At 58.0% G+C, this 20,574-nt stretch carries 19 protein-coding genes; 3 read left to right on the top strand and 16 right to left on the bottom strand.

All coding sequences use genetic code 11. The features are described from left to right. Positions 1 to 7 precede the first annotated feature (7 nt). From ACZRMS_RS22875 to ACZRMS_RS22860, 4 genes are all read right to left on the bottom strand, one after another. The gene (locus ACZRMS_RS22875) at positions 8 to 730 is read right to left on the bottom strand and encodes a tellurite resistance TerB family protein (protein ID WP_463997195.1); all 723 of its coding nucleotides are present in this window, start codon (positions 728 to 730) and stop codon (positions 8 to 10) included. Between the two features lie 80 nt (positions 731 to 810). Then, positions 811 to 1,917 carry an NADH:flavin oxidoreductase/NADH oxidase gene (locus ACZRMS_RS22870; RefSeq protein ID WP_463997194.1) on the bottom strand — a complete coding sequence of 369 codons (1,107 nt, stop codon included), beginning with the start codon at positions 1,915 to 1,917 and terminating at the stop codon, positions 811 to 813. Positions 1,918 to 2,194: 277 nt separating this feature from the next. Continuing rightward, on the bottom strand, positions 2,195 to 3,904 hold the full coding sequence (gene recJ / locus ACZRMS_RS22865; RefSeq protein ID WP_463997193.1) for a single-stranded-DNA-specific exonuclease RecJ: 1,710 nt from the start codon (positions 3,902 to 3,904) through the stop codon (positions 2,195 to 2,197). 41 nt (positions 3,905 to 3,945) lie between these two features. Continuing rightward, positions 3,946 to 4,488 carry a YaeQ family protein gene (locus tag ACZRMS_RS22860; RefSeq protein ID WP_463997192.1) on the bottom strand — a complete coding sequence of 181 codons (543 nt, stop codon included), beginning with the start codon at positions 4,486 to 4,488 and terminating at the stop codon, positions 3,946 to 3,948. Between the two features lie 135 nt (positions 4,489 to 4,623). Here ACZRMS_RS22860 and ACZRMS_RS22855 point away from each other — a divergent pair, with 135 nt between their 5' ends. Beyond that, the gene (locus ACZRMS_RS22855) at positions 4,624 to 5,823 is read left to right on the top strand and encodes a CaiB/BaiF CoA transferase family protein (RefSeq protein WP_463997191.1); all 1,200 of its coding nucleotides are present in this window, start codon (positions 4,624 to 4,626) and stop codon (positions 5,821 to 5,823) included. A 43-nt stretch (positions 5,824 to 5,866) separates the two neighbouring features. After that, the gene (locus ACZRMS_RS22850) at positions 5,867 to 6,679 is read left to right on the top strand and encodes a TIGR02285 family protein (protein ID WP_463997190.1); all 813 of its coding nucleotides are present in this window, start codon (positions 5,867 to 5,869) and stop codon (positions 6,677 to 6,679) included. Positions 6,680 to 6,840: 161 nt separating this feature from the next. Here the strand turns inward: ACZRMS_RS22850 and ACZRMS_RS22845 are convergent, their stop codons facing one another. The 6 genes from ACZRMS_RS22845 to xerD all read right to left on the bottom strand — a co-directional run bounded on the left by ACZRMS_RS22845 (position 6,841) and on the right by xerD (position 14,272). Then, positions 6,841 to 7,248 (bottom strand): response regulator, encoded by a 408-nt coding sequence (locus ACZRMS_RS22845; protein ID WP_463997189.1) that lies wholly within the window; start codon positions 7,246 to 7,248, stop codon positions 6,841 to 6,843. Positions 7,249 to 7,393: 145 nt separating this feature from the next. Next, positions 7,394 to 9,439, bottom strand: coding sequence for a transporter substrate-binding domain-containing protein (locus ACZRMS_RS22840; RefSeq protein WP_463997188.1), 2,046 nt, complete (start codon positions 9,437 to 9,439; stop codon positions 7,394 to 7,396). Positions 9,440 to 9,609: 170 nt separating this feature from the next. Beyond that, positions 9,610 to 11,019 (bottom strand): threonine synthase, encoded by a 1,410-nt coding sequence (gene thrC, locus ACZRMS_RS22835; protein WP_463997187.1) that lies wholly within the window; start codon positions 11,017 to 11,019, stop codon positions 9,610 to 9,612. Positions 11,020 to 11,079: 60 nt separating this feature from the next. Further along, a complete protein-coding gene (locus ACZRMS_RS22830; protein WP_016781922.1) occupies positions 11,080 to 12,384 on the bottom strand; it encodes a homoserine dehydrogenase in 1,305 nt (434 codons plus the stop codon). A gap of 136 nt (positions 12,385 to 12,520) precedes the next feature. Further along, positions 12,521 to 13,252 (bottom strand): DsbC family protein, encoded by a 732-nt coding sequence (locus ACZRMS_RS22825; protein ID WP_463997186.1) that lies wholly within the window; start codon positions 13,250 to 13,252, stop codon positions 12,521 to 12,523. 123 nt (positions 13,253 to 13,375) lie between these two features. Next, entirely contained in the window at positions 13,376 to 14,272 is an 897-nt protein-coding gene (gene xerD, locus ACZRMS_RS22820) for a site-specific tyrosine recombinase XerD (protein ID WP_463997185.1), read from the bottom strand. A 120-nt stretch (positions 14,273 to 14,392) separates the two neighbouring features. Here xerD and ACZRMS_RS22815 point away from each other — a divergent pair, with 120 nt between their 5' ends. Continuing rightward, on the top strand, positions 14,393 to 16,192 hold the full coding sequence (locus tag ACZRMS_RS22815) for a cation:proton antiporter (protein WP_463997184.1): 1,800 nt from the start codon (positions 14,393 to 14,395) through the stop codon (positions 16,190 to 16,192). Between the two features lie 118 nt (positions 16,193 to 16,310). Here the strand turns inward: ACZRMS_RS22815 and ACZRMS_RS22810 are convergent, their stop codons facing one another. The 6 genes from ACZRMS_RS22810 to ffh form a co-directional block, all read right to left on the bottom strand. Continuing rightward, positions 16,311 to 16,721 carry an acyl-CoA thioesterase gene (locus tag ACZRMS_RS22810; protein WP_261739505.1) on the bottom strand — a complete coding sequence of 137 codons (411 nt, stop codon included), beginning with the start codon at positions 16,719 to 16,721 and terminating at the stop codon, positions 16,311 to 16,313. A 95-nt stretch (positions 16,722 to 16,816) separates the two neighbouring features. Further along, complete coding sequence (rplS, locus tag ACZRMS_RS22805; RefSeq protein WP_095036761.1) at positions 16,817 to 17,167, bottom strand: 50S ribosomal protein L19; 351 nt, start codon at positions 17,165 to 17,167, stop codon at positions 16,817 to 16,819. 45 nt (positions 17,168 to 17,212) lie between these two features. Then, positions 17,213 to 17,965 carry a tRNA (guanosine(37)-N1)-methyltransferase TrmD gene (trmD, locus tag ACZRMS_RS22800; RefSeq protein ID WP_048359961.1) on the bottom strand — a complete coding sequence of 251 codons (753 nt, stop codon included), beginning with the start codon at positions 17,963 to 17,965 and terminating at the stop codon, positions 17,213 to 17,215. A 2-nt stretch (positions 17,966 to 17,967) separates the two neighbouring features. Continuing rightward, on the bottom strand, positions 17,968 to 18,507 hold the full coding sequence (rimM, locus tag ACZRMS_RS22795) for a ribosome maturation factor RimM (RefSeq protein WP_463997183.1): 540 nt from the start codon (positions 18,505 to 18,507) through the stop codon (positions 17,968 to 17,970). Between the two features lie 5 nt (positions 18,508 to 18,512). Continuing rightward, positions 18,513 to 18,764, bottom strand: a complete 252-nt coding sequence (gene rpsP / locus ACZRMS_RS22790) for a 30S ribosomal protein S16 (RefSeq protein ID WP_095036762.1) — start codon at positions 18,762 to 18,764, stop codon at positions 18,513 to 18,515. Positions 18,765 to 19,013: 249 nt separating this feature from the next. Continuing rightward, positions 19,014 to 20,390 carry a signal recognition particle protein gene (ffh, locus tag ACZRMS_RS22785; protein WP_463997182.1) on the bottom strand — a complete coding sequence of 459 codons (1,377 nt, stop codon included), beginning with the start codon at positions 20,388 to 20,390 and terminating at the stop codon, positions 19,014 to 19,016. Between the last annotated feature and the right edge of the window lie 184 nt (positions 20,391 to 20,574).

Genomic DNA, 20,574 nt, shown 5'->3' with positions numbered 1-20,574 from the left:
ACTCGCCTCAGACTGCCGCAGCCTGCTTGACCTGCGCTTCCAGCTCGGCCTTCAAACCCGGGTCGAGCTTGAGCTGTTTGGCCAGCTCTTCCAGATAGGCGCGCTCCATAAAATGCTCCTGATCCACCAGGATCAGGCTGGCGATATACATTTCGGCAGCCATTTCCGGGGTGCTGGCGGCACTTGCCACCTCCGCCGGGTCCAGCGGCTTGTTCAGCTCGGCTTGCAGCCACTTCTGCAACACCGGGTCGCTATCAAGCTTGCTGAGCTCGCCATCGATCAACTGCCGCTCACGTTCATCGACGTGGCCATCTGCCTTGGCGGCCGCCACCAGGGCCTTGAGGATCGCCTGGCTGTGCTGCTCCACTTGCGGTGCGGCAACACGGTCGATGGTTTGCGGCTCGGTTTGCGGAGCTAAACCCTGATTGGCCTGCCAGTTGCCGTAGGCCTTGTAGGCCAGCACGCCCAACGCGGCAAGGCCACCATAGGTCAGCGCTTGCCCGCCATATTTACGCGCACTCTTGTTGCCCAGCAGCATGCCCAGGGCACTGGCCGCCAGGGCGCCGCCCCCGGCACCGGAAAGCAAACCGCCCAGACCGCCGGAACCACCCAGCAGACCGCCCAAACCACCTTTGCCGGTGCTGGCAGTGCCGCCTTGGGCACCGGTTTTTTTCTCCAGCATTTGCTGGCCGGACTTCAGTAACTGATCAAGCAATCCACGGGTACTCATAAGCAGCCTCTCGTAACAGGGTTCAAGGGAAGCCAGAAAGCCCGCCAAACAGGCGGGCTTGTGGTGAAAACCGATTCGACTCAGTCGCGCAGATCGGACTCATGGATCGGTTGGTCACGGTGGGTGGCACGCTGATACTGGGCCGGCCAGATAGCCTTTTTACCGCCCAGGTCATCGTCTGCGTGCAACGGCCAATACGGGTCACGCAACAACTCACGGGCCAGCAGAATCAAGTTCGCCTGGCCCGTGCGCAGAATATGCTCGGCCTGGGCGGGCTCGGTGATCATGCCCACCGTGCCGGTGGCGATGCAGGCTTCTTTGCGCACGCGCTCGGCAAAGCGGGTCTGGTAGCCCGGCCCGACAGGAATCTCGGCATTGGCCGCCGTACCGCCCGATGATACATCGATCAGGTCCACGCCCAGAGCCTTGAGGCGCCGCGCCAGCTCAACGGTTTCGTCAGGGTTCCAGCCGTCTTCCACCCAGTCGGTGGCCGAGACCCGAACAAACAGCGGCAGCTCTTGTGGCCACACATCGCGCACGGCCTCGGTGACTTGCAGCACCAGGCGAATGCGGTTTTCGAAGGAGCCACCGTAGTGGTCGCGGCGCTGGTTGCTCAGTGGCGACAGGAATTGATGCAGCAAGTAGCCGTGGGCGGCGTGAATTTCAACCACCGAAAAACCGGCTTCCAGCGCCCGCACGGCGGAGGCGACAAAGGCCTGGATAACGGCATTGATCCCGGCCTCGTCCAGTTGCAACGGAGCGGTGTGCTGCGGATCGAAGGCGATCGGTGACGGACCGACAGGCACCCAGCCGCCCTCCTCCACGCTGACGCTGCCATGCTTGCCCAGCCAGGGGCGATGGGTACTGGCCTTGCGCCCGGCATGCGCGAGCTGAATACCGGCCACAGCCCCTTGGGCCCTGATAAAGCGGGTGATGCGTTGCAGGGGCTCGATCTGCTCGTCGTTCCACAAGCCCAGGTCCTGGGCCGTGATGCGCCCATCGGGGGTGACAGCAGTGGCTTCGGTAAAAATCAGACCGGCGCCGCCAACGGCACGGCTGCCCAGATGTACCAGATGCCAGTCATTGGCCAGTCCATCAACACTTGAGTACTGGCACATCGGCGAGACCGCAATGCGGTTAAGAAGGGTCAGTTGGCGCAGGGTATAGGGTTCGAGCAACAGACTCATGGGTCACCTCTAATTCCAGTGGGCAGGCTCCAAGTACTTCTAGAGCCTAGTCGACAACACTGGATGAGGGGGAGTTCAAATCGCACGGGGGGCGCGGCAAACTTCCTACTGGCGCAACTCGACTCTGCTGGGAGCGGGCTTGCTCGCGATTCAGTGACCGCGGTGAGTCAGATACACCGCGGTGCCTGAATCGCGAGCAAGCCCCCTCCCACACATCATTGGCTGCTAATCACTGACCTGTGCAGCGACACAAAGCCCCCACAAAAATGAGTTGAACCTAGCGCGGCTCGATATGGGCAATCATCAGTTGCACCGTTTCGTTGCCGCGAAATTCGTTGAGGTCGAGTTTGTAGGCCAGCTCGACCCAGCGAATGGTCGGGTTCGGCCACACTTCGCGGTCAATACCGAAGGCGATACCGTCAAGCTTGACGCTGCCGCACTCGGTTTTGAGCACTACTTTCAAATGCCGCTCACCCACAATGCGTTGCTCGACCAGCTGGAACACCCCGTGAAACAACGGCTCAGGGAAGTGCTGCCCCCAGGGCCCGGCATTACGCAGGGCCCGCGCCAGTTCCAGGTGGAATTCCTCTACCGCCAGGCTGCCGTCTGACAACAAACGCCCGGTCAGGTCTTCTTCACGCAGTTGACGTCGGACTTCAGCGTCAAATGCCTGGGAAAACACTGCAAAGTTGGCCTCGGGCAAGGTCAAGCCTGCGGCCATGGCATGGCCACCGTATTTGCTGATCAACTCCGGGTGCTGAGCGGCCACCACGCTGAGCGCGTCACGGATGTGAAAGCCCGGCACCGAGCGCCCGGAACCTTTGAGCATGCCGTCACCCGCGTCGGCAAACGCAAACGTGGGGCGGAAATATCGTTCCTTGAGACGCGAGGCCAGAATCCCGATCACCCCCTGGTGCCACTCGGGGTCGAACAGGCACAAGCCGAACGGCATGCTATCGATCGCCAGATCCTTGAGCTGGGCCAGCGCCTCACGCTGCATGCCCTGCTCAATGGATTTGCGGTCCTGGTTCATCTCGTCCAGCTGGACCGCCATTTCCCGCGCCGCATTGTCGTCATCGGTGAGCAGGCATTCGATACCCAGGCTCATGTCGTCCAGGCGCCCGGCAGCGTTCAGACGTGGCCCCAGAATAAAACCCAGGTCGGTCGAAGTGATTTTTGAGTGGTCGCGCTTGGCCACTTCCAGAATCGCCTTGAGCCCCGGACGCGCACGCCCGGCTCGAATTCGCTCAAGCCCCTGATGCACCAGAATCCGGTTATTGGCATCCAGCGGCACGACGTCGGCCACACTGCCCAACGCCACCAGGTCCAGCAGCTCGGCAATATTGGGCGCCTTGCTGTCCTGATACCAGCCCAGGCTATTCAACCGCGACCGCAAGGCGATCAGTACATAAAAGATCACCCCCACCCCGGCCAGCGCCTTGCTCGGAAACTCGCAGCCGGGCTGGTTGGGATTGACGATGGCATCCGCCGCCGGCAGTTCGTTGCCCGGCAGGTGGTGGTCGGTCACCAGAACGCTCAAGCCGGCCTTTTTCGCTGCGGCTACGCCTTCGATGCTGGAGATCCCGTTGTCGACCGTGATCAGCAACTGCGGGGTGCGGGTCAGCGCGACTTCGACGATTTCCGGAGTCAGGCCGTAGCCGTATTCGAAGCGGTTGGGCACCAGGTAATCAACATGGGCCGCACCCAGCAAGCGCAGACCGAGCATGCCGACCGTGCTGGCCGTGGCGCCATCGGCGTCAAAATCGCCGACGATCAGGATGCGCTGGCGCTGTTCAAGCGCCACCACCAACAAATCCACGGCGTCATCGATGCCCTTGAGTTGCTGATACGGGATCAGCCGCGCCAGGCTCTTGTCCAGCTCAGCTTGGGACTGAACCCCCCGTGCCGCGTAAAGGCGCGTCAGCAGGGTCGGCATTTCGCCCAAAAAAGGCAGGGTTTCAGGCAGTGGACGAGGTTCGATGCGCATAAGCGGGTGAGGAGCTCTTGATCGTATTGAATGGGTGTTGATTAACCGCGTTCGCCTTGCAGCCACTGCAGTTGAACTTCGTGCTGGCCGCGATCGTCGGTCACGAACATCGTGCCTTCGCTGATCATCACGTCCCACTTGATTACACGGGGCATGTCTTTGGCCAGGACTTCAAGAATCTCTTGTGGCACGGCGGCAATGTTGACGTTTTTCAGGTTCTTGATCGCAGGGATCACCTTGCCTTCCCACACACGCAGGCTGCCATAGGCCAACAAGCTGGTGCGCTCGGTACGGCGCGAGCACCAGGTCAGGCGGTCGGAGTCCGGCTGGCCGACTTCGATCCAGTGCAGTACACGGTCGTCCAGGCTTTTTTCCCACAGGGCTGGCTCGTCTACATCAGACAGACCACGACCAAAAGACAGCTGCTCGTTATACCAAAAGGCGTAGGCCAGAAGGCGCACGGTCATGCGTTCTTCGGTCTCCGAAGGGTGACGGGCGATGGTCTGCTTGACGCTTTCATAGACCCCGCGATCGAGATCGGTAAGGTTGAGTTCAAACTTGTAGGTCGTGGACGGCTGTGCCATGAACGGGCTTCTTGATACGGAGAAAGGCGGCAAGTCTAACCGATACACCGTCATTGAACGAATCGGCCAGCTTCTTGCCAGCGGCCAGCTATGTTAAAAGGCTGTACTCGCTCGCCCCCTGGACAAGGATTCCACATGCCACTCGCCACCAAACCCCTTTCGGGCCTCAAAGTCGTCGAATTGGGCACCTTGATCGCAGGACCTTTTGCATCGCGCATCTGCGCCGAGTTTGGCGCTCAGGTCATCAAGGTCGAGTCCCCGGATGGCGGGGACCCCTTGCGTAAATGGCGCAAGCTCTATGAAGGCACGTCGCTGTGGTGGTTCGTCCAGGCGCGCAACAAAAAATCCCTGACCCTGAACCTCAAGCATCCTGATGGCCTGAACATCCTCAAGGCGCTACTGGCAGACGCCGACATCCTGATCGAAAACTTCCGACCCGGCGTGCTGGAAAAACTCGGGCTGGGCTGGGATGTACTGCATGCCCTGAACCCCAAGCTGGTGATGGTCCGCCTGTCCGGTTTTGGCCAGACCGGGCCGATGAAAGACCAGCCGGGGTTTGGCGCGGTCGGCGAGTCCATGGGCGGGCTGCGTTATATCACCGGCTTTGAAGATCGCCCGCCGGTGCGCACCGGAATATCGATTGGCGACTCGATTGCCGCGCTGTGGGGCGTGATTGGCGCACTGATGGCTTTGCGTCATCGCGAGGTCAACGGCGGGTTGGGCCAGGTGGTGGACGTGGCGCTCTACGAGGCCATTTTTGCCATGATGGAAAGCATGGTGCCGGAATTCGATGTCTTCGGTTTCATTCGTGAACGCACTGGCAACATCATGCCGGGCATTACGCCCTCTTCGATTCATACCAGCCTGGACGGCAAACACGTGCAGATCGGCGCCAATGGCGACGCCATCTTCAAGCGTTTCATGCAAATCATCGGCCGTGACGATCTGGCGAACGACCCGGAGCTTGCCAGCAATGACGGCCGTGACGCCCGTCGTGATGAGCTCTACGGCGTGATTGACCGCTGGGTCGGCTCCTTGGCGCTTGAGACGGTGCTTGAACAGCTGACTACGGCGCAAGTACCTGCCAGCCGTATCTTCTCGGCAGAAGACATGTTCACTGACCCGCAGTTTCTGGCCCGTGAGATGTTCCTGCACGCCAAACTGCCTGACGGTAAAGACTTCAAAATGCCCGGCATCGTCCCGAGACTGTCCGATACTCCAGGTTCAGCGGATTGGGTTGGCCCCGAATTGGGCGCCCACAATCATGAGGTGTTAAGCGGTTTGGGTTACGACGCCGCAGCTATTGCCAACCTCAAGCAAGCCGGTGCCATTTAAGCGGGCTGCCCATTCCTGGTGGCAACCGAAGGAGTTCAGCACCATGACTCATCGCTCGAAGTGGCGAAGCCTTTGGCCTGGCCTGATCACTTTGCTGTTACTGGGCTGGGTACCCGGCAGCCAGGCCGCGCCACAGCTGACCTGGCTGCTGCGTGACCTGCCGCCACTCACGGTGTTCTATGGCGCGAACAAAGGTCAGGGCGTGATCGACCAGATGATGCCCGTTCTGATGGCAAGCATGCCGCAATACCAGCATGTCGTGGTTAAGGTGAACCGGGCGCGGGCATTGCAGATGCTTGAGGAACAATCACTGGCCTGCGATCCGGCCCTGATCTGGAACCCCGTTCGTGCCAGCTCTATTGTCTATTCCATCCCTGTTGCAGTTTTGCACAGCAATGGCATGGTCGTTGCGCGTGAGCATCAAGAACTGATCGAGCCCTTTATCCATGAGCAAAAGGTCGATCTGCAGGGGCTGCTAAAGGCTCGGGCCTTAAAGCTTGGGGTAATTGGCAAGCGCAGCTACGGCGAGTGGACCGACAATCAACTGTCACAAAGCCCCGAAAGCCAGCTCGTCATTCATTACGGCAACGACCCGCTGGGTAGCCTGTTGCAAATGCAGCATGTGGGCCGCATACAGGCGTTACTGGGGTATTGGCCAGAGATTCAGGCCAAGGCCGACGAGCAAGGGCTGTCGGACGAATCCCTGAAGTTCTACCCGATCCAGGGCGCTCCCGACTATCAGTCCATCTTCATCGGTTGCGCCGACACACCTGAAGGTCGTGAAGTCATTCGCAGCATCAATGCGGTGCTCACCCGGATAGGGCCGGCGCACGAAGCCACGTTCGGGTCTCAGTGAAAAAAACATAAAAAAACCCCGAGCAGTGGGGAGACAGCTCGGGGTTTAACAAGGTCATTAAGACCCGCTCAACAGGCGACAGGCATCGGAGCAATAAGCCTGCTCCTGCTGATAAAAGATAAGACACGCCAAGCCTGAAATAAGTTCCCCGCCATATGCAATCAATTCGCACTATCACCCAAAGCCCTGCTGCAGGGCGGCCGGTATGAGTCAAGCAATTGCCCCAACGCGCCAATGGTCACGGGCTTTGGCAGGCAGCCCAACACCGTGAGCCCCTGTTTTCGGGCCATGCAGGCCGCCATTTCGACAACATGAGGCGCCGCCGCACTCAGGATGATCAGCGCCGTGGCGTTACGTTTCAGGGCCAGATCGCTGATCAACTCCAGGCCCGACTCCCCGTCCATGTAAAGATCACAAATAGCGACATCAATGGCCCCGCGCCCGGCCAGAGCATTGCGGGCAGCATCCACATTTTCAGCCGTCAGAACGTCGAAAATACGAAAGGCGTTCAACATTTGATGCAACGTCATCAACTGGAATGGGTTGTCTTCAAGAATCAGTACTTTCATAGGTAGCATCAATGGGCCTTAATGGCACAAACCAGCTTTTGCCAAGTGAGCGCACTTTAGAAGGCTAAGCCCTCAAGAAACATAGGACGATTCCCAAAGCTGCATAAGAACTTTCTAGCGCCGACCTTTCCAATGAAGAAATGGGCTACAAACCCCATTTCTTTACTTCATAGATATCAAACCACCCCCCTACCAGCCCTTCCAGTTGCCCGGATACGGAATAAAACGGGACAGTCCACTGGTAGATATCCACAGATCCCGACTTGAACTTCACTCTGCGCTTTTGGTAGTAAGGTTTTCGGCTCTGAATCATTTGCATGAGTTCACGCTGAAACTGCTCGGCCAGCTTTTCGGAGAACAAGTTGGCTTCCGTAACCTTTAGCCCGCAAATCCGCTCCAGCCGGACCGATAAACGCTCTTCATAGCTTTGGTTACACGTGATCAGCTCGCCCTCAAGGCCAACCACGAAAATCGGACTCGGGATGCCATCCAGGAAGCGGCGATTGAGTGCCAGCCGCTCCTTCAGGGCCCGTTCAAACTGGCGCCCGGTACGCAGTTGCCTTCGCAGAAACCGGTTGTATGAGAGCAACATGAGCCCAATGGCAACCAGAACCGCTATCGCACCGTACGACCAGACTGAATGATACAAGCCGCTCTCGATAACCAACGGCTTGCCGACGCCTCCCAACCATTTGGCTCTCAGCGCGCGGATCTCGACCATGGGTATGGCCTCCAGCGTCTTGTTCATGATGCTGAACAGCTCAGGGTATTGGACTGGCACCGAAAAGCTGGCGGCAGACCATTGCCCGTCCACACTGCGCCCTACCTTGAGACGACCCGGCGGGTGCAGGTGCGCCTGGGTTTCACTCTGGATCGTCGCATCCGCCTCCCCCTTGGCCACCGCATGCCGCGCCTGGGCGTAGGTATCGACCAGACGCAGGGTAATTGCGGGGTATTCACGTCGAATCAGGTCTTCAAGAGCGTGCCTGGCCGGGAGCACAAGAACCTTGCCGGCTAGCTGGTCCAATGACCCCAGACGGGAATCATTGACCCGCACCACAAAAACCCAGGGTGCTCCACCGTAAGAATGGGTGAAGTTCAAAAAGGCCTTGCGCTCACGACTTCGGGAGAGGCTTGAGTTCATCTGCGCCTCGCCGGCTTTCAGCATGTCCAGGGTTTGCGCCGTTGAAAACGTCTCCTTGTACACAAACTGCAACCCGGTCATTCGAGATATGCGCGCCAGAATATCCACGCTCAGCCCTGACCAGCGACCATCCCCGTTCCTGAAGGCGTACAACGGAAATTGCTGGGTCGCCAGGGTCACGACAGGGTGACGCTTGATCCACTCCCGCTCGCCGGGCAGCAGATTGATGTGTTGCTGCGCAATGCTGCCTTCAAGCCCGGTCGTCCAGCGCGAAAGGATCATGCGCGACGTGGCGTCATCAATACTTCCCAACGCCCTGTTGATCAAGGTCATGAGCCTGGAGTCAGAAAGACGGGTGGCAAATGCAAGGCCCCCGGCAGGCAAGGCACTGTCCCCCATAATGCGCAGCCCGGCATAGGGCCGGAAGCTCTTGAATGACTGCACGATGAGTTCGTTGGCAATGAACACATCAATATCCCCTTCAGTCAGCGCCTCCACAGCACTGCTCAGACTGGGCGTGATTACGATTTCACTGTCAGGGTAAAACCCATGGGCGGCTTGGGTATCCGCGTACCCGTCTACAAAGCCGATTTTCTTGCCGGCCCAGCTTTTAACAGGCTCGAAGTGGCCTGCGCGACCGACAAGAACGGGCTGATCAGCCATGTATTGAGTCGAAAAAACAATGCCCTCGATTCCCCTCTCAAAACCACCGGCGCTGGTCAAAACATCGATGTTCCCGGCCAGCAACTCAGCCACGGCCTGATCCCGCGTTCTGTAGCCCAGCACTTCAACAGGCACGCCCAGCCTGTCGCGAACGATGCTCAGGTAGTCAGCGGTCAGACCTTGATAGTGATTGCGGTCACTGGTGATTTCTACGGGTTCGTAGTCGCCGATGGCGATACCTACACGCAGTTTTCCATGATCGGCCAGCCACTGCCGCTCTGTGATATCCAGCCGCAGCGGCCTGGATTCAACAAAGCTTGCAGCAAGCCCGAAGGGCAATCCCCGGGCACAAACAGCCGACGACATAAAGATCAAAAAAACCATGGCGAGCCCTTTGCACACCCATGATTCAAATGCCTGGTGAATAGATAACATGACAGCATCCTTGACCGGGTACCCGCCCGAATACAGGGGCGAAAACTGATCAAGTCTGCCATGCAGAAACAAAAAAGCCCGTCAGATGACGGGCTTTTCAACGCGTAAGACAAATGCCTTTAGAGGGCCTTACCGCGATTGCCATGCTGGCTGACAAAGGCTTGTACAGCTTTCAGGTCATTGGCCAAGACGGTATAGCGCTCTTCTCGCTCAAACAAATCAGAAAGATGAGACGGCAGCTCCAGAGCTTTTCCGATACCGGCTTTTTCAACCGCATCAGGAAACTTCACCGGGTGTGCCGTGCCCAGGATCACCATCGGGATATCCAGGCTGCGACGGCATTCGCGGGCAGCCCGTACACCGATAGCCGTATGCGGATCCAGCACTTCGCCGCTTTCGGCAAATACCTGGGCGATGGTTTCGCAGGTCTGCTCATCATCAACCGCCAGCGAATCAAACAGGCGACGCGCTTCGGTCCAGCGGTCTTCATCCACACTGAAGTTGCCGGTTTGCTTGAAGGTATCCATCAGACCGGCAACTGCCGCGCCATTGCGACCGTGAAGATCGAACAGCAGACGCTCGAAGTTCGAGGAAACCATGATGTCCATCGACGGCGACAGGGTCGCGTGCAGGGTGTCCTTGGCGTACTGGTTGCCGCTCATGAAGCGGTGCAGGATGTCGTTGCGGTTGGTGGCGACGATCAACTGGTTGATCGGCAAGCCCATGTTGCGCGCCAGATAACCCGCAAAAATATCGCCAAAGTTGCCGGTAGGCACCGAGAACGACACTGAACGGTGCGGTCCGCCCAGTTGCAGGGAGGCGTGGAAGTAGTAAACGATCTGGGCCATGATCCGCGCCCAGTTGATCGAGTTCACGGCCACCAGGCGTGTGCCCTTGAGGAAGCCCTGGTCGGCGAAGCTGGCCTTGACCATCTCCTGGCAGTCATCGAAGTTGCCTTCGATGGCGATGTTATGGATGTTGTCACCGAACAGCGTGGTCATCTGGCGACGCTGAACTTCCGACACCCGGTTGTTGGGGTGCAGGATGAAAATATCGACGTTGTCGCAGTGCTTGCAGCCTTCAATCGCAGCCGAGCCGGTATCGCCGGAGGTAGCACCGACAATGACCACGCGCTCGCCACGTTTTTCCAGCACATAGTCAAGCAGGCGGCCGAGCAGTTGCAGGGCGAAATCCTTGAACGCCAGGGTCGGACCGTGGAACAGTTCAAGCACCCATTCGTTGCCATTGAGCTGACGCAGTGGCGCTACAGCTGCGTGGGAAAACGCGCCGTAGGTTTCTTCGAGAATCTTTTTGAAGTCCGCGTCCGGGATGCTGCCGGTCACGAACGGGCGCATCACCCGAAAGGCCAACTCGTGGTACGGCAAACCTGCCCATGAGGCGATTTCTTCCTGGGTAAAACGCGGCAGGTTTTCCGGCACATACAAACCGCCATCACTGGCCAGACCGGCCAGCAACACATCTTCAAAATTCAGGGCCGGTGCCTGGCCACGGGTGCTGATATAGCGCATGTTTTCAAACCTTCGGTTTGAGCACCAAGCGGCTTGTAGCTTGCCACTTGGCGCTATCAATTAATTTAGATGTTCAACGCGGATACGGACCACCGGGCCCACTACGCCCTGCAACGCTTCAAGTGCAGCGATGGCATCGTTGATGTGCTGTTCGATAACCCGATGGGTCAACAGGATCATTGGCACCAGACCGTCGTGCTCTTCGACTTCTTTCTGCATGATCGATTCGATGTTGATGCCACGCTCGGACAAGATACTGGCCACTTGAGCCAGTACGCCCGGGTGATCTTTGGCCTGGATGCGCAAATAGTAGGCGCTTTCGCATGCTTCGATCGGCAGGATCGGGTGATCGGACAACAAGTCCGGCTGGAAGGCCAGGTGCGGTACGCGGTTTTCAGGGTCGCTGGTCATGGCACGAACCACGTCCACCAGATCGGCAACCACTGACGAAGCCGTAGGCTCCATGCCAGCGCCTGCGCCGTAGAACAGGGTCGAACCTGCAGCGTCACCATTGACCATCACAGCGTTCATCACGCCATTGACGTTGGCGATCAAGCGATCTGCCGGGATCAGCGTCGGGTGAACCCGCAACTCGATACCGTTGGCCGTGCTGCGCGCAACGCCCAGATGCTTGATGCGGTAGCCCAGGGCTTCTGCGTAATTCACATCAGCAGTTGTCAGCTTGGTAATGCCTTCGGTGTAGGCCTTGTCGAATTGCAGCGGGATACCGAAAGCAATGGACGCCAGAATCGTCAGTTTGTGTGCCGCATCAATCCCTTCAACGTCGAACGTCGGGTCTGCTTCGGCATAACCCAGCGCTTGCGCTTCAGCCAGTACGTCTTCGAACGTGCGGCCTTTTTCGCGCATCTCGGTGAGGATGAAGTTACCGGTACCGTTGATGATCCCCGCAACCCAATTGATGCGGTTGGCCGACAGGCCTTCACGGATGGCCTTGATCACCGGGATACCGCCAGCAACGGCGGCTTCGAACGCGACAATCACGCCCTTTTCCTGGGCCTTGGCGAAGATTTCGTTACCGTGAACGGCAATCAGTGCCTTGTTGGCAGTGACCACGTGCTTGCCATTTTCAATGGCCTTGAGCACCAGTTCACGGGCGATGGTGTAACCACCAATCAGCTCGATGACGATGTCGATTTCAGGGTTGGTCGCAACAGCGAATACATCGTTGGTAATGGGGGTACCGGTAATGTCGCACTGAGGGTTTGGCGTACGCATTGCAATTTGCGCAACCTGGATACCACGCCCGGCACGGCGGGCAATCTCCTCGGCGTTACGCTTTAGTACGTTGAAGGTGCCGCCACCGACGGTCCCGAGCCCACAGATACCTACTTTGACCGGATTCACGCTGAACTCCCCATAAAACGGCCGACTCAAGGTCGGCCGTGGAAAACAACCGTGGATTGCCACGGTTCTCTATTAATAGCCGGGCAGTTGAGCTGCCCTGCCATGATCGTCAAAGGCTTACCTTGACGACGCAGGATTATTTAACACTGAGTGCCAGCTTGCCAACCTGTGCAGCTGGCTGATAGCCAGGAATTACCTGACCGTCTGCCAAAACAATGGCAGGCGTGCCATTAACACCGATGGACTGCCCCATCGCGAACTGCTTGGCGACCGGGTTGGCGCATTTTGGCGCCTCGACCGTTTTGCCGTCAGTCATTTTGTCCATCGCGTCTTTTTTGTCCTTGGAGCACCAGACCGCCTGCAACTGCTGGTCACCGGCAGACCCAAGACCCTGACGCGGGAACGCAACATATCGCACTTCAATCCCCATTTTGTTCAGTTCCGGGATTTCGGCGTGCAACTTGTGGCAATACGGGCAAGTGGTGTCGGTAAAGACCGTGATATGCGACTTGGTTTCGCCAATGGCCGGGTAAACCACGGTTTCTGCTACCGGAATGCCATTGATCAACTTGGCGACGCCAACCCGCTCGGCCCGCTCGGTCAAGTTGACCGGCTTACCGTCCTTGAGCTGGAACATATAGCCTTGAACGATGAACTGTCCATCAGCGCTGGCATAAAGCACGCGGCTGCCCTTGAGCTTGACTTCATACAGGCCTGCCATGGGGCTGGGGCTGATGCTCTCGACCGGAACATCCAGTTGCAGCGTTTCGAGGCTCTTGCGAATAGCTTGCTCGGCGCCGGTATCGGCGAACGAGAACGTACTGACCAACGCAATGGCTGCGGCGGCAAAAATCTGGGTCACGCGCATGGGAACTCCTGAAGACTGACAAAGCGGCCAGGCCTGAACACCCGTGGGAAAAACCGGATTGGGGCGGCGCGCTTTCTAAACCGGCAAAGCCTAACACAGATGGCTTGCGCGGCCGACTGCGGTCTAACCACGCGGGTGATGGCGGGCGTGCAGGTCTTGCAAGCGGGCGCGGGCCACATGGGTGTAGATCTGGGTAGTAGACAAGTCGCTGTGCCCCAGCAGCATTTGCACCACACGCAAATCGGCACCGTGGTTGAGCAAGTGAGTGGCAAAGGCATGGCGCAAGGTATGGGGGGACAGCGACTTGTCGATCCCCGCCACTTTGGCTTGATGCTTGATACGGTGCCAGAAGGTCTGCCGGGTCATTTGTTCGCCGCGCTGACTGGGGAACAGCACATCACTGGGGCGGCCACCCAGCAGTTCATGCCGGGCATCGCGCATGTAGCGCTCAACCCAGACGATCGCCTCCTCCCCCATAGGTACCAGGCGCTCCTTGCTGCCTTTGCCCATCACCCGCAAGACACCCTGGCGCAGGTTGACCTGTTCCAGCGTCAGACTGATCAATTCGGTCACGCGCAGGCCGCAGGCATACAGCACTTCCAGCATGGCCCGATCGCGCTGACCGATCACCTCTCCCAGGTCCGGCGCGGCGAGCAAGGCCTCAACGTCGGCCTCAGACAACGATTTGGGCAGTGGCCTGCCTAACTGCGGCATATCGACCTGCAAAGTCGGGTCAATAGCGATCAGTTTTTCACGCAGCAGGTAGCGGTAGAAACCACGCACTCCGGAAAGAAAGCGCGCTGTCGAACGCGGCTTGTAGCCCTGTTCAAGGCGCCAGGCCAGGTGATCGAGGATCAGCTCACGCCCGGCATTGGCCAGCTCGATACCCTTCTCCTGCAACCAGCCATTGAACAGGGCCAAATCACTGCGATAAGCGTCGCGGGTGTTGTCGGACAGGCCTTTTTCGAGCCACAGGGCATCCAGAAAACGGTCGATCAGCGGGTTGTCGATAGCTGGCATTGGCACTCGGAAAGCACTGGCCAGAGGCCGTGCATAAATAAAAAGTGAAGTACAAAAGTGGCCGCTAGTCTTTCATAGCCGGCGGATGCCATAAACCACAAGTTCTTACAGGATCACCCTATGACCGAACAACAGATTTTGCTGTCTTTCGGCGGTATCGGCATCGCAGCCCTGGGCTCGCAATGGCTGGCCTGGCGCCTGAAGTTGCCCGCCATCCTGTTTTTACTGTTGAGCGGGATCCTGGTCGGGCCCGTGATGGGCTGGCTTGACCCTCAAGAACTGTTCGGTCCCTTGCTGATGCCGCTGGTATCCCTGGCCGTGGCGTTGATTCTGTTTGAAGGCAGCCTGACCCTTCATTTGTCCGAGTGGCGCGAAATTGGCACCGTGGTACAGCGCCTGGTGACCGTTGGCGCGCTCTCGACCTGGGCCATCATTGCCCTGGCCACCCACTGGCTGCTGGGTTTTGACTGGATGCTGGCGCTGCTGTTCGGCACCCTGACGCTGGTCACCGGGCCGACCGTGATTGTGCCCATGCTGCGGGTGGTACGGCCCAAGGCCTCGATTGCCAACATCCTGCGCTGGGAAGGCATCGTCATTGACCCCATAGGCGCCTTGCTGGCCGTTGTGGTGTACAGCTTCATCATCACCCGCGCCTCAGGCGAAGGCCTGAGCCACAGCCTGCTGACATTTGGCGGAGTGATTGTGTGCGGCAGCCTGTTCGGTATCGTTGGCGGCTGGATCATGGGCCATGTAGTACGCCGGCAATGGCTGCCGGAGTACCTGCAAAGCCTGGCCACACTGGCGGCAGTACTGGCGGTTTTTATTGCCTCCAACGAGGTGATGCATGAGTCCGGCCTGCTGGCCGTCACGCTGATGGGCATGTGGATGGCCAATATGAAAGGCGTGGATGTGCGCAACATCCTGCACTTCAAAGAGAACCTGAGTGTTTTCCTGATCTCGGGCCTGTTTATTTTGCTCGCTGCGCGTCTGGACCTGAACGCCATGATTGGTCTTGGGCCTGTGGTGCTGGTGTTGCTACTGATTATTCAGTTTGTCGCCCGCCCTCTGAACGTAGTGCTCTCGACCTTTGGCTCAAAACTCAACTGGCGTGAACGCGCTTTGCTGGCCTGGATTGCCCCACGGGGGATTGTGGCAGCCGCCGTTTCTGCAATTTTTGCGATTCGACTCGACGAAGCCGGGCATGAAGGCGCACTGCTGCTGGTCCCGCTGACATTTGCAGTGATCATTGGCACCGTGGTGCTGCAAAGCGCAACTGCATGCCCCCTGGCCCGCCTGCTCAAGGTGGCCGAGCCCGCACCCAGCGGCTTCCTGATCGTCGGCGCCAACGGCCCGGCACGGGTCATTGCCAAAGCCTTGCAGCAACTGGGCAGCCGCGTCTTGTTAACCGATTCCAACTGGGAAAACATTCGCGCAGCGCGCATGGAGAACCTGCCTACTTACTTTGGTAATCCGGCCTCACAGCACGCTGAAACCCACCTTGATCTGGTGGGTTTGGGGTACTTGCTCGCGCTATCGCCCTCGGGCGAGCTGAACACGCTGGCAGCCGTTCGCTTTCACCACGAATTCGGCTCCAAGCGCCTGTTTGCCTTGACCAATGGCCAGGAAAGTCGCCGTACCGATAAACATCGCGCCAGTCATGAGTATCGTGGGCAAGCGCTGGGTAGCCCGGCACTGACCTATGGCCAGTTGGCCAGCGAACTAAGCCAGGGTTCTGAGTTGTACAGCACGAACTTGACCGAGAACTTTACCTGGGACGATTACCAGGCCCTGCACGGCAAGCGCGTCACCCTGCTGTTCGCCCGAGATGGCAATGGCTGGGTGCATGTGGTGACACCTGACAGCGAATTGAAACCGGGAACCGGGTGGACGCTGCTGGCGTTGATCCGGCGGGAGGCCTGAGACGAAAGCAGACGACACAAAACCCGTGGCCGCTGCCGAGGAACGATAGCTGCGATGGGCTGCGCAGCGCCCCCTCAAACGAAGGTGCTTCGGCCCTTGTCGCAGCCTGCGGCAGCGGCTACAAGTTTTGCGGCAATACCGGCACCGGGCGCTTGTTGTCATCGATGGCGACAAAGCTGAACACGCCCTGGATCGCCAGCTCACGACTGTCGCAGCTCATGCTTTCGACATACACCTCAACCTCGACCTTGAGGCTGGTATTGCCGACTTTGACCACACGCCCTACCAGCTCAACGATGCAGCCGGCTGCAATCGGGTGATTGAAGTCGATACGGTCGGTGGACACCGTCACCAACGGCAGGCGGCAAAAACGGGTCGCGGCGATAAACGACACTTCGTCCATCCAGGCCAGCGCCGTGCCGCCAAACAAGGTGTTGTGGTGGTTGGTGGTCGAGGGGAATACCGCTTTGGTAATACGGGTAACGGACAATTCGGTACGGCGTTGAATCTCTTGCTCACGCAAAGTCATGCTTTTACTACCTACAACTGGACAAAGGTATGACAAATCTCAGGCAACAAAAAAGCAGCCCGAAGGCTGCTTTTTTCTGCATCGGGAAGCTGGACTTAAGCCAGTTTTTCCTTGATGCGAGCTGCTTTACCCGACAGGTCGCGCAGGTAGTACAGCTTGGCTTTACGCACGTCACCGCGACGCTTAACAGCCATGCTGTCGATTTGCGGGCTGTAGGTCTGGAAAGTACGCTCTACGCCAACACCGTTGGAGATTTTACGAACAGTGAAAGCACTGTTCACGCCACGGTTACGCTTGGCAATCACTACACCTTCGAAAGCTTGCAGACGCGAACGATCGCCTTCCTTCACTTTCACCTGGACGATGATGGTATCGCCCGGGGCAAAAGGAGGGATCTCTTTGGTCATCTGCTCTGCTTCGAGTGCAAGGATGATTTTGTTAGTCATGCTGTGCTCCTAAGGTAGGCCAACTGACCTACCATCGATACGTTGTTAACTATCGTCCCGCCCGAGGATATATTCCTCGAGCAGCTTCTTCTCTTCTCCAGAAAGCGAGCGGCTTTCCAGAAGATCGGCGCGTCGTTCAAAGGTCCGCCCAAGGGACTGCTGTAAACGCCAACGCCGGATGTGTGCATGATTGCCACTAAGCAATACGTCGGGAACACGCTGATCCGCATACACCTCCGGTCGGGTGTAGTGCGGGCAATCCAGCAAACCATCCGTGAAGGAATCTTCCTCCGCGGAGTCCGCATGCCCTAAAGCTCCAGGCAGCAGTCGTGTAACCGCATCAATCAGAACCATCGCCGGCAGCTCGCCACCAGAGAGTACATAGTCACCAATCGACCACTCTTCATCGACATAAGCGTCTATAAAACGCTCGTCAATGCCTTCATAACGACCTGCAATGAGGATTAATGCTTCCTCATTCGCCAGTTCGCGTACCGCCGACTGATTCAGTTGACGGCCTTGGGGCGACAGGTAAATAACCTTCGCCGCCTCTCCGGCTGCTTCTCTGGCCTGAACCAGTGCATCTTCCAGAGGCTTGATCTTCATCACCATGCCCGGGCCACCGCCAAATGGGCGATCGTCCACAGTGTGATGTCGATCCGTTGTGTAGTCTCGCGGATTCCAACAAGTAAGCTGCAAGAGCCCTTGTTTCACCGCACGACTAGTGATGCCGTAGTCGCTGATGGCGGAAAACATTTCGGGAAACAAACTGATCACTTCTACGCGCAATTTAGCCACGCTTAGAAGTCCGCATCCCAATCCACCTTCATCTCGCCAGCTGCAAGGTCGACGCTCAGCACGCATTGCTCTGTATAGGGCAACAAGCGATCGCGATCATCCAGGCTACCTGGGCAAGGTTTGACTTCCATGACATCGTTCGAGCCAGTTTCCATCAGATCAACAATCTTGCCGAGCAATTGCCCTTCAAGGTTGGTCACTTTTAGTCCCTGCAGCTGGTACCAGTAGTACTCGCCGTCGGTCAGTTCAGGAAACAGGTTACGCGGCACGCAGATTTCGAATTCGCGAAGAAGACCAGCTTCGTCACGGTCATCGAGACCCTTGAGCTTTACAACCAGAAACTTGCCGTTATGAGAACGGCCACTGACCAGCTCTGCCTGTCGCACATCATTGCCGCGCCGAAGCGTCAGCTTTTTGTAGTCCAACAGGTTATCAATTGGATCCGTAAAGGAATAAACCTTCACTTCGCCGCGCACGCCGTGAATTGAGTAGATTTTGCCGATAACGATCAAATCATCAGCAGCTTCAGGCGTCACGCTCATATTGCTCAGGCCGCAGCCTTAGCGTTTTCTTTAACCAGCTGAGCAACACGCTCAGACATGGTTGCACCAACGCTCTGCCAGTAGGCGAGGCGGTCTTCTTTAACGGAGAAACGAACTTCTTGACCGCGGGCAACCGGGTTGAAGAAGCCAATTTGTTCCTTGTGGGAACCGTCACGTGGGTTACGGCTATCGGTAACGGTCAAGTGGTAAAACGGGCGCTTTTTGGAGCCGCCAAGGGCAAGACGGATTGTTAGCATGTGAACATCGTTCCTGTAGTCGGTGCTGCAAATCTAAAGGCACAGCGGGCATAGGTGCCCGAAAGGCCGCATATTCTAAGGAATATCCGGACATTTGCAAATGTCTTTTTCTGGCGCCTACCGGCATGCCCTACAGACTTGCAACAAGGTCGCCACGAATGGCGACAGGTCAGCTCCCGCACAGTGCGGGTTTGCCGGGTGTCTCGCATTGCTGCGAGTTGCCCGAACGCAAGCGCTCGGGCGGGTAAATTACATTTTTGGCATGCCGCCGCCGGGCATCATTGAGCCCATGCCGCGCATCATTTTGGCCATTCCACCCTTGGTGGAGAACTTTTTCATCATCTTTTGCATCTGCTTGTGCTGCTTGATCAAGCGACCGATGTCCTGCACCTGAGTGCCGGAACCCATGGCAATACGGCGTTTACGCGAACCGCTGATCAGCTCAGGGTCGCGGCGCTCGGCCGGAGTCATGGAGTTGATGATGGCTTCCATCTGCTTGAATTGCTTTTCTGCTGCGCCCTGGGCATTGCCCATTTGCGCCAGATTCACACCGCCCATATTGGGCAGCTTGTCCATGAGGCCGCCAAGACCGCCCATGTTCTTCATCTGTTGCAGCTGGTCGCGGAAGTCTTCAAGGTCGAAGCCTTTGCCTTTTTTAAGCTTTTTAGCCAGCTTGTCGGCTTTGTCTTTGTCGAGGGTCTGTTCGGCCTGCTCGATCAGGCTGAGCACGTCGCCCATGCCCAGGATGCGCGAAGCAATACGGTCCGGGTGGAACGGTTCGAGCGCATCGCTCTTCTCGCCCATACCGATGAACTTGATCGGCTTGCCGGTGATCGAGCGCACGGACAGGGCTGCACCGCCACGGGCATCACCGTCGACTTTGGTCAGGATCACACCGGTCAGCGGCAGTGCATCACCAAAGGCCTTGGCCGTATTGGCGGCATCCTGGCCGGTCATGGCATCGACGACAAACAGGGTTTCTGCAGGCTTGACCGCCGCGTGCAGTTCCTGGATCTCGTTCATCATCTCGGCGTCGATGTGCAGACGACCCGCGGTGTCGACGATCACGACATCGATGAACTTGAGCTTGGCTTCAGCAATGGCCGCCAGCGCAATGGCCACTGGTTTCTGGCTGATGTCGGACGGGAAGAACGTAACGCCCACTTCGCCCGCCAGGGTTTCCAGCTGCTTGATCGCGGCCGGACGATAAACGTCGGCAGAGACCACCATCACGGTTTTCTTTTTGCGCTCTTTAAGGAAGCGCGCCAGCTTGCCGGCGGTGGTGGTTTTACCCGCACCCTGCAAACCGGCCATCAATACAACGGCAGGTGGCGTGACATTGAGGACCAGATCCTCGTTGGCAACACCCATCAGGCTTTCAAGCTCGGCCTGGACGATCTTCACAAACGCCTGGCCCGGCGTCAGGCTGCGCGACACTTCCGTGCCCACAGCGCGCTCTTTGACGGCGTTGACGAAGTCTTTGACTACCGGCAAAGCCACGTCGGCTTCCAGCAACGCCATGCGTACTTCACGCAGGGTGTCTTTGATGTTGTCCTCGGTCAGCTTGGCCTTGCCGGTGACATGGCGCAGCGTCTGCGAGAGACGATCGGTTAAATTTTCAAACATGCGCGATCCTTTCAGGCCCAAAGTAGACCGGGGTTATTGCGGCCCAGCCCGTGTAAAACTGATGCTCGGCGAGCCTGCGGCGTGGGCAGGTCGCGGATTATAGCGAAGACTGGCCGTGTCCGACACCTTGCCGTCGGCTTATGTGGTCTTTCGTGTACAGGTGGTTGTATGCCAAACTCAGCCC

The organism is Pseudomonas sp. B424 (genome assembly GCF_055408345.1).
Note: the sequence above shows the minus strand (reverse complement) of the source record. Positions and strands in the feature narration are given on the sequence as shown.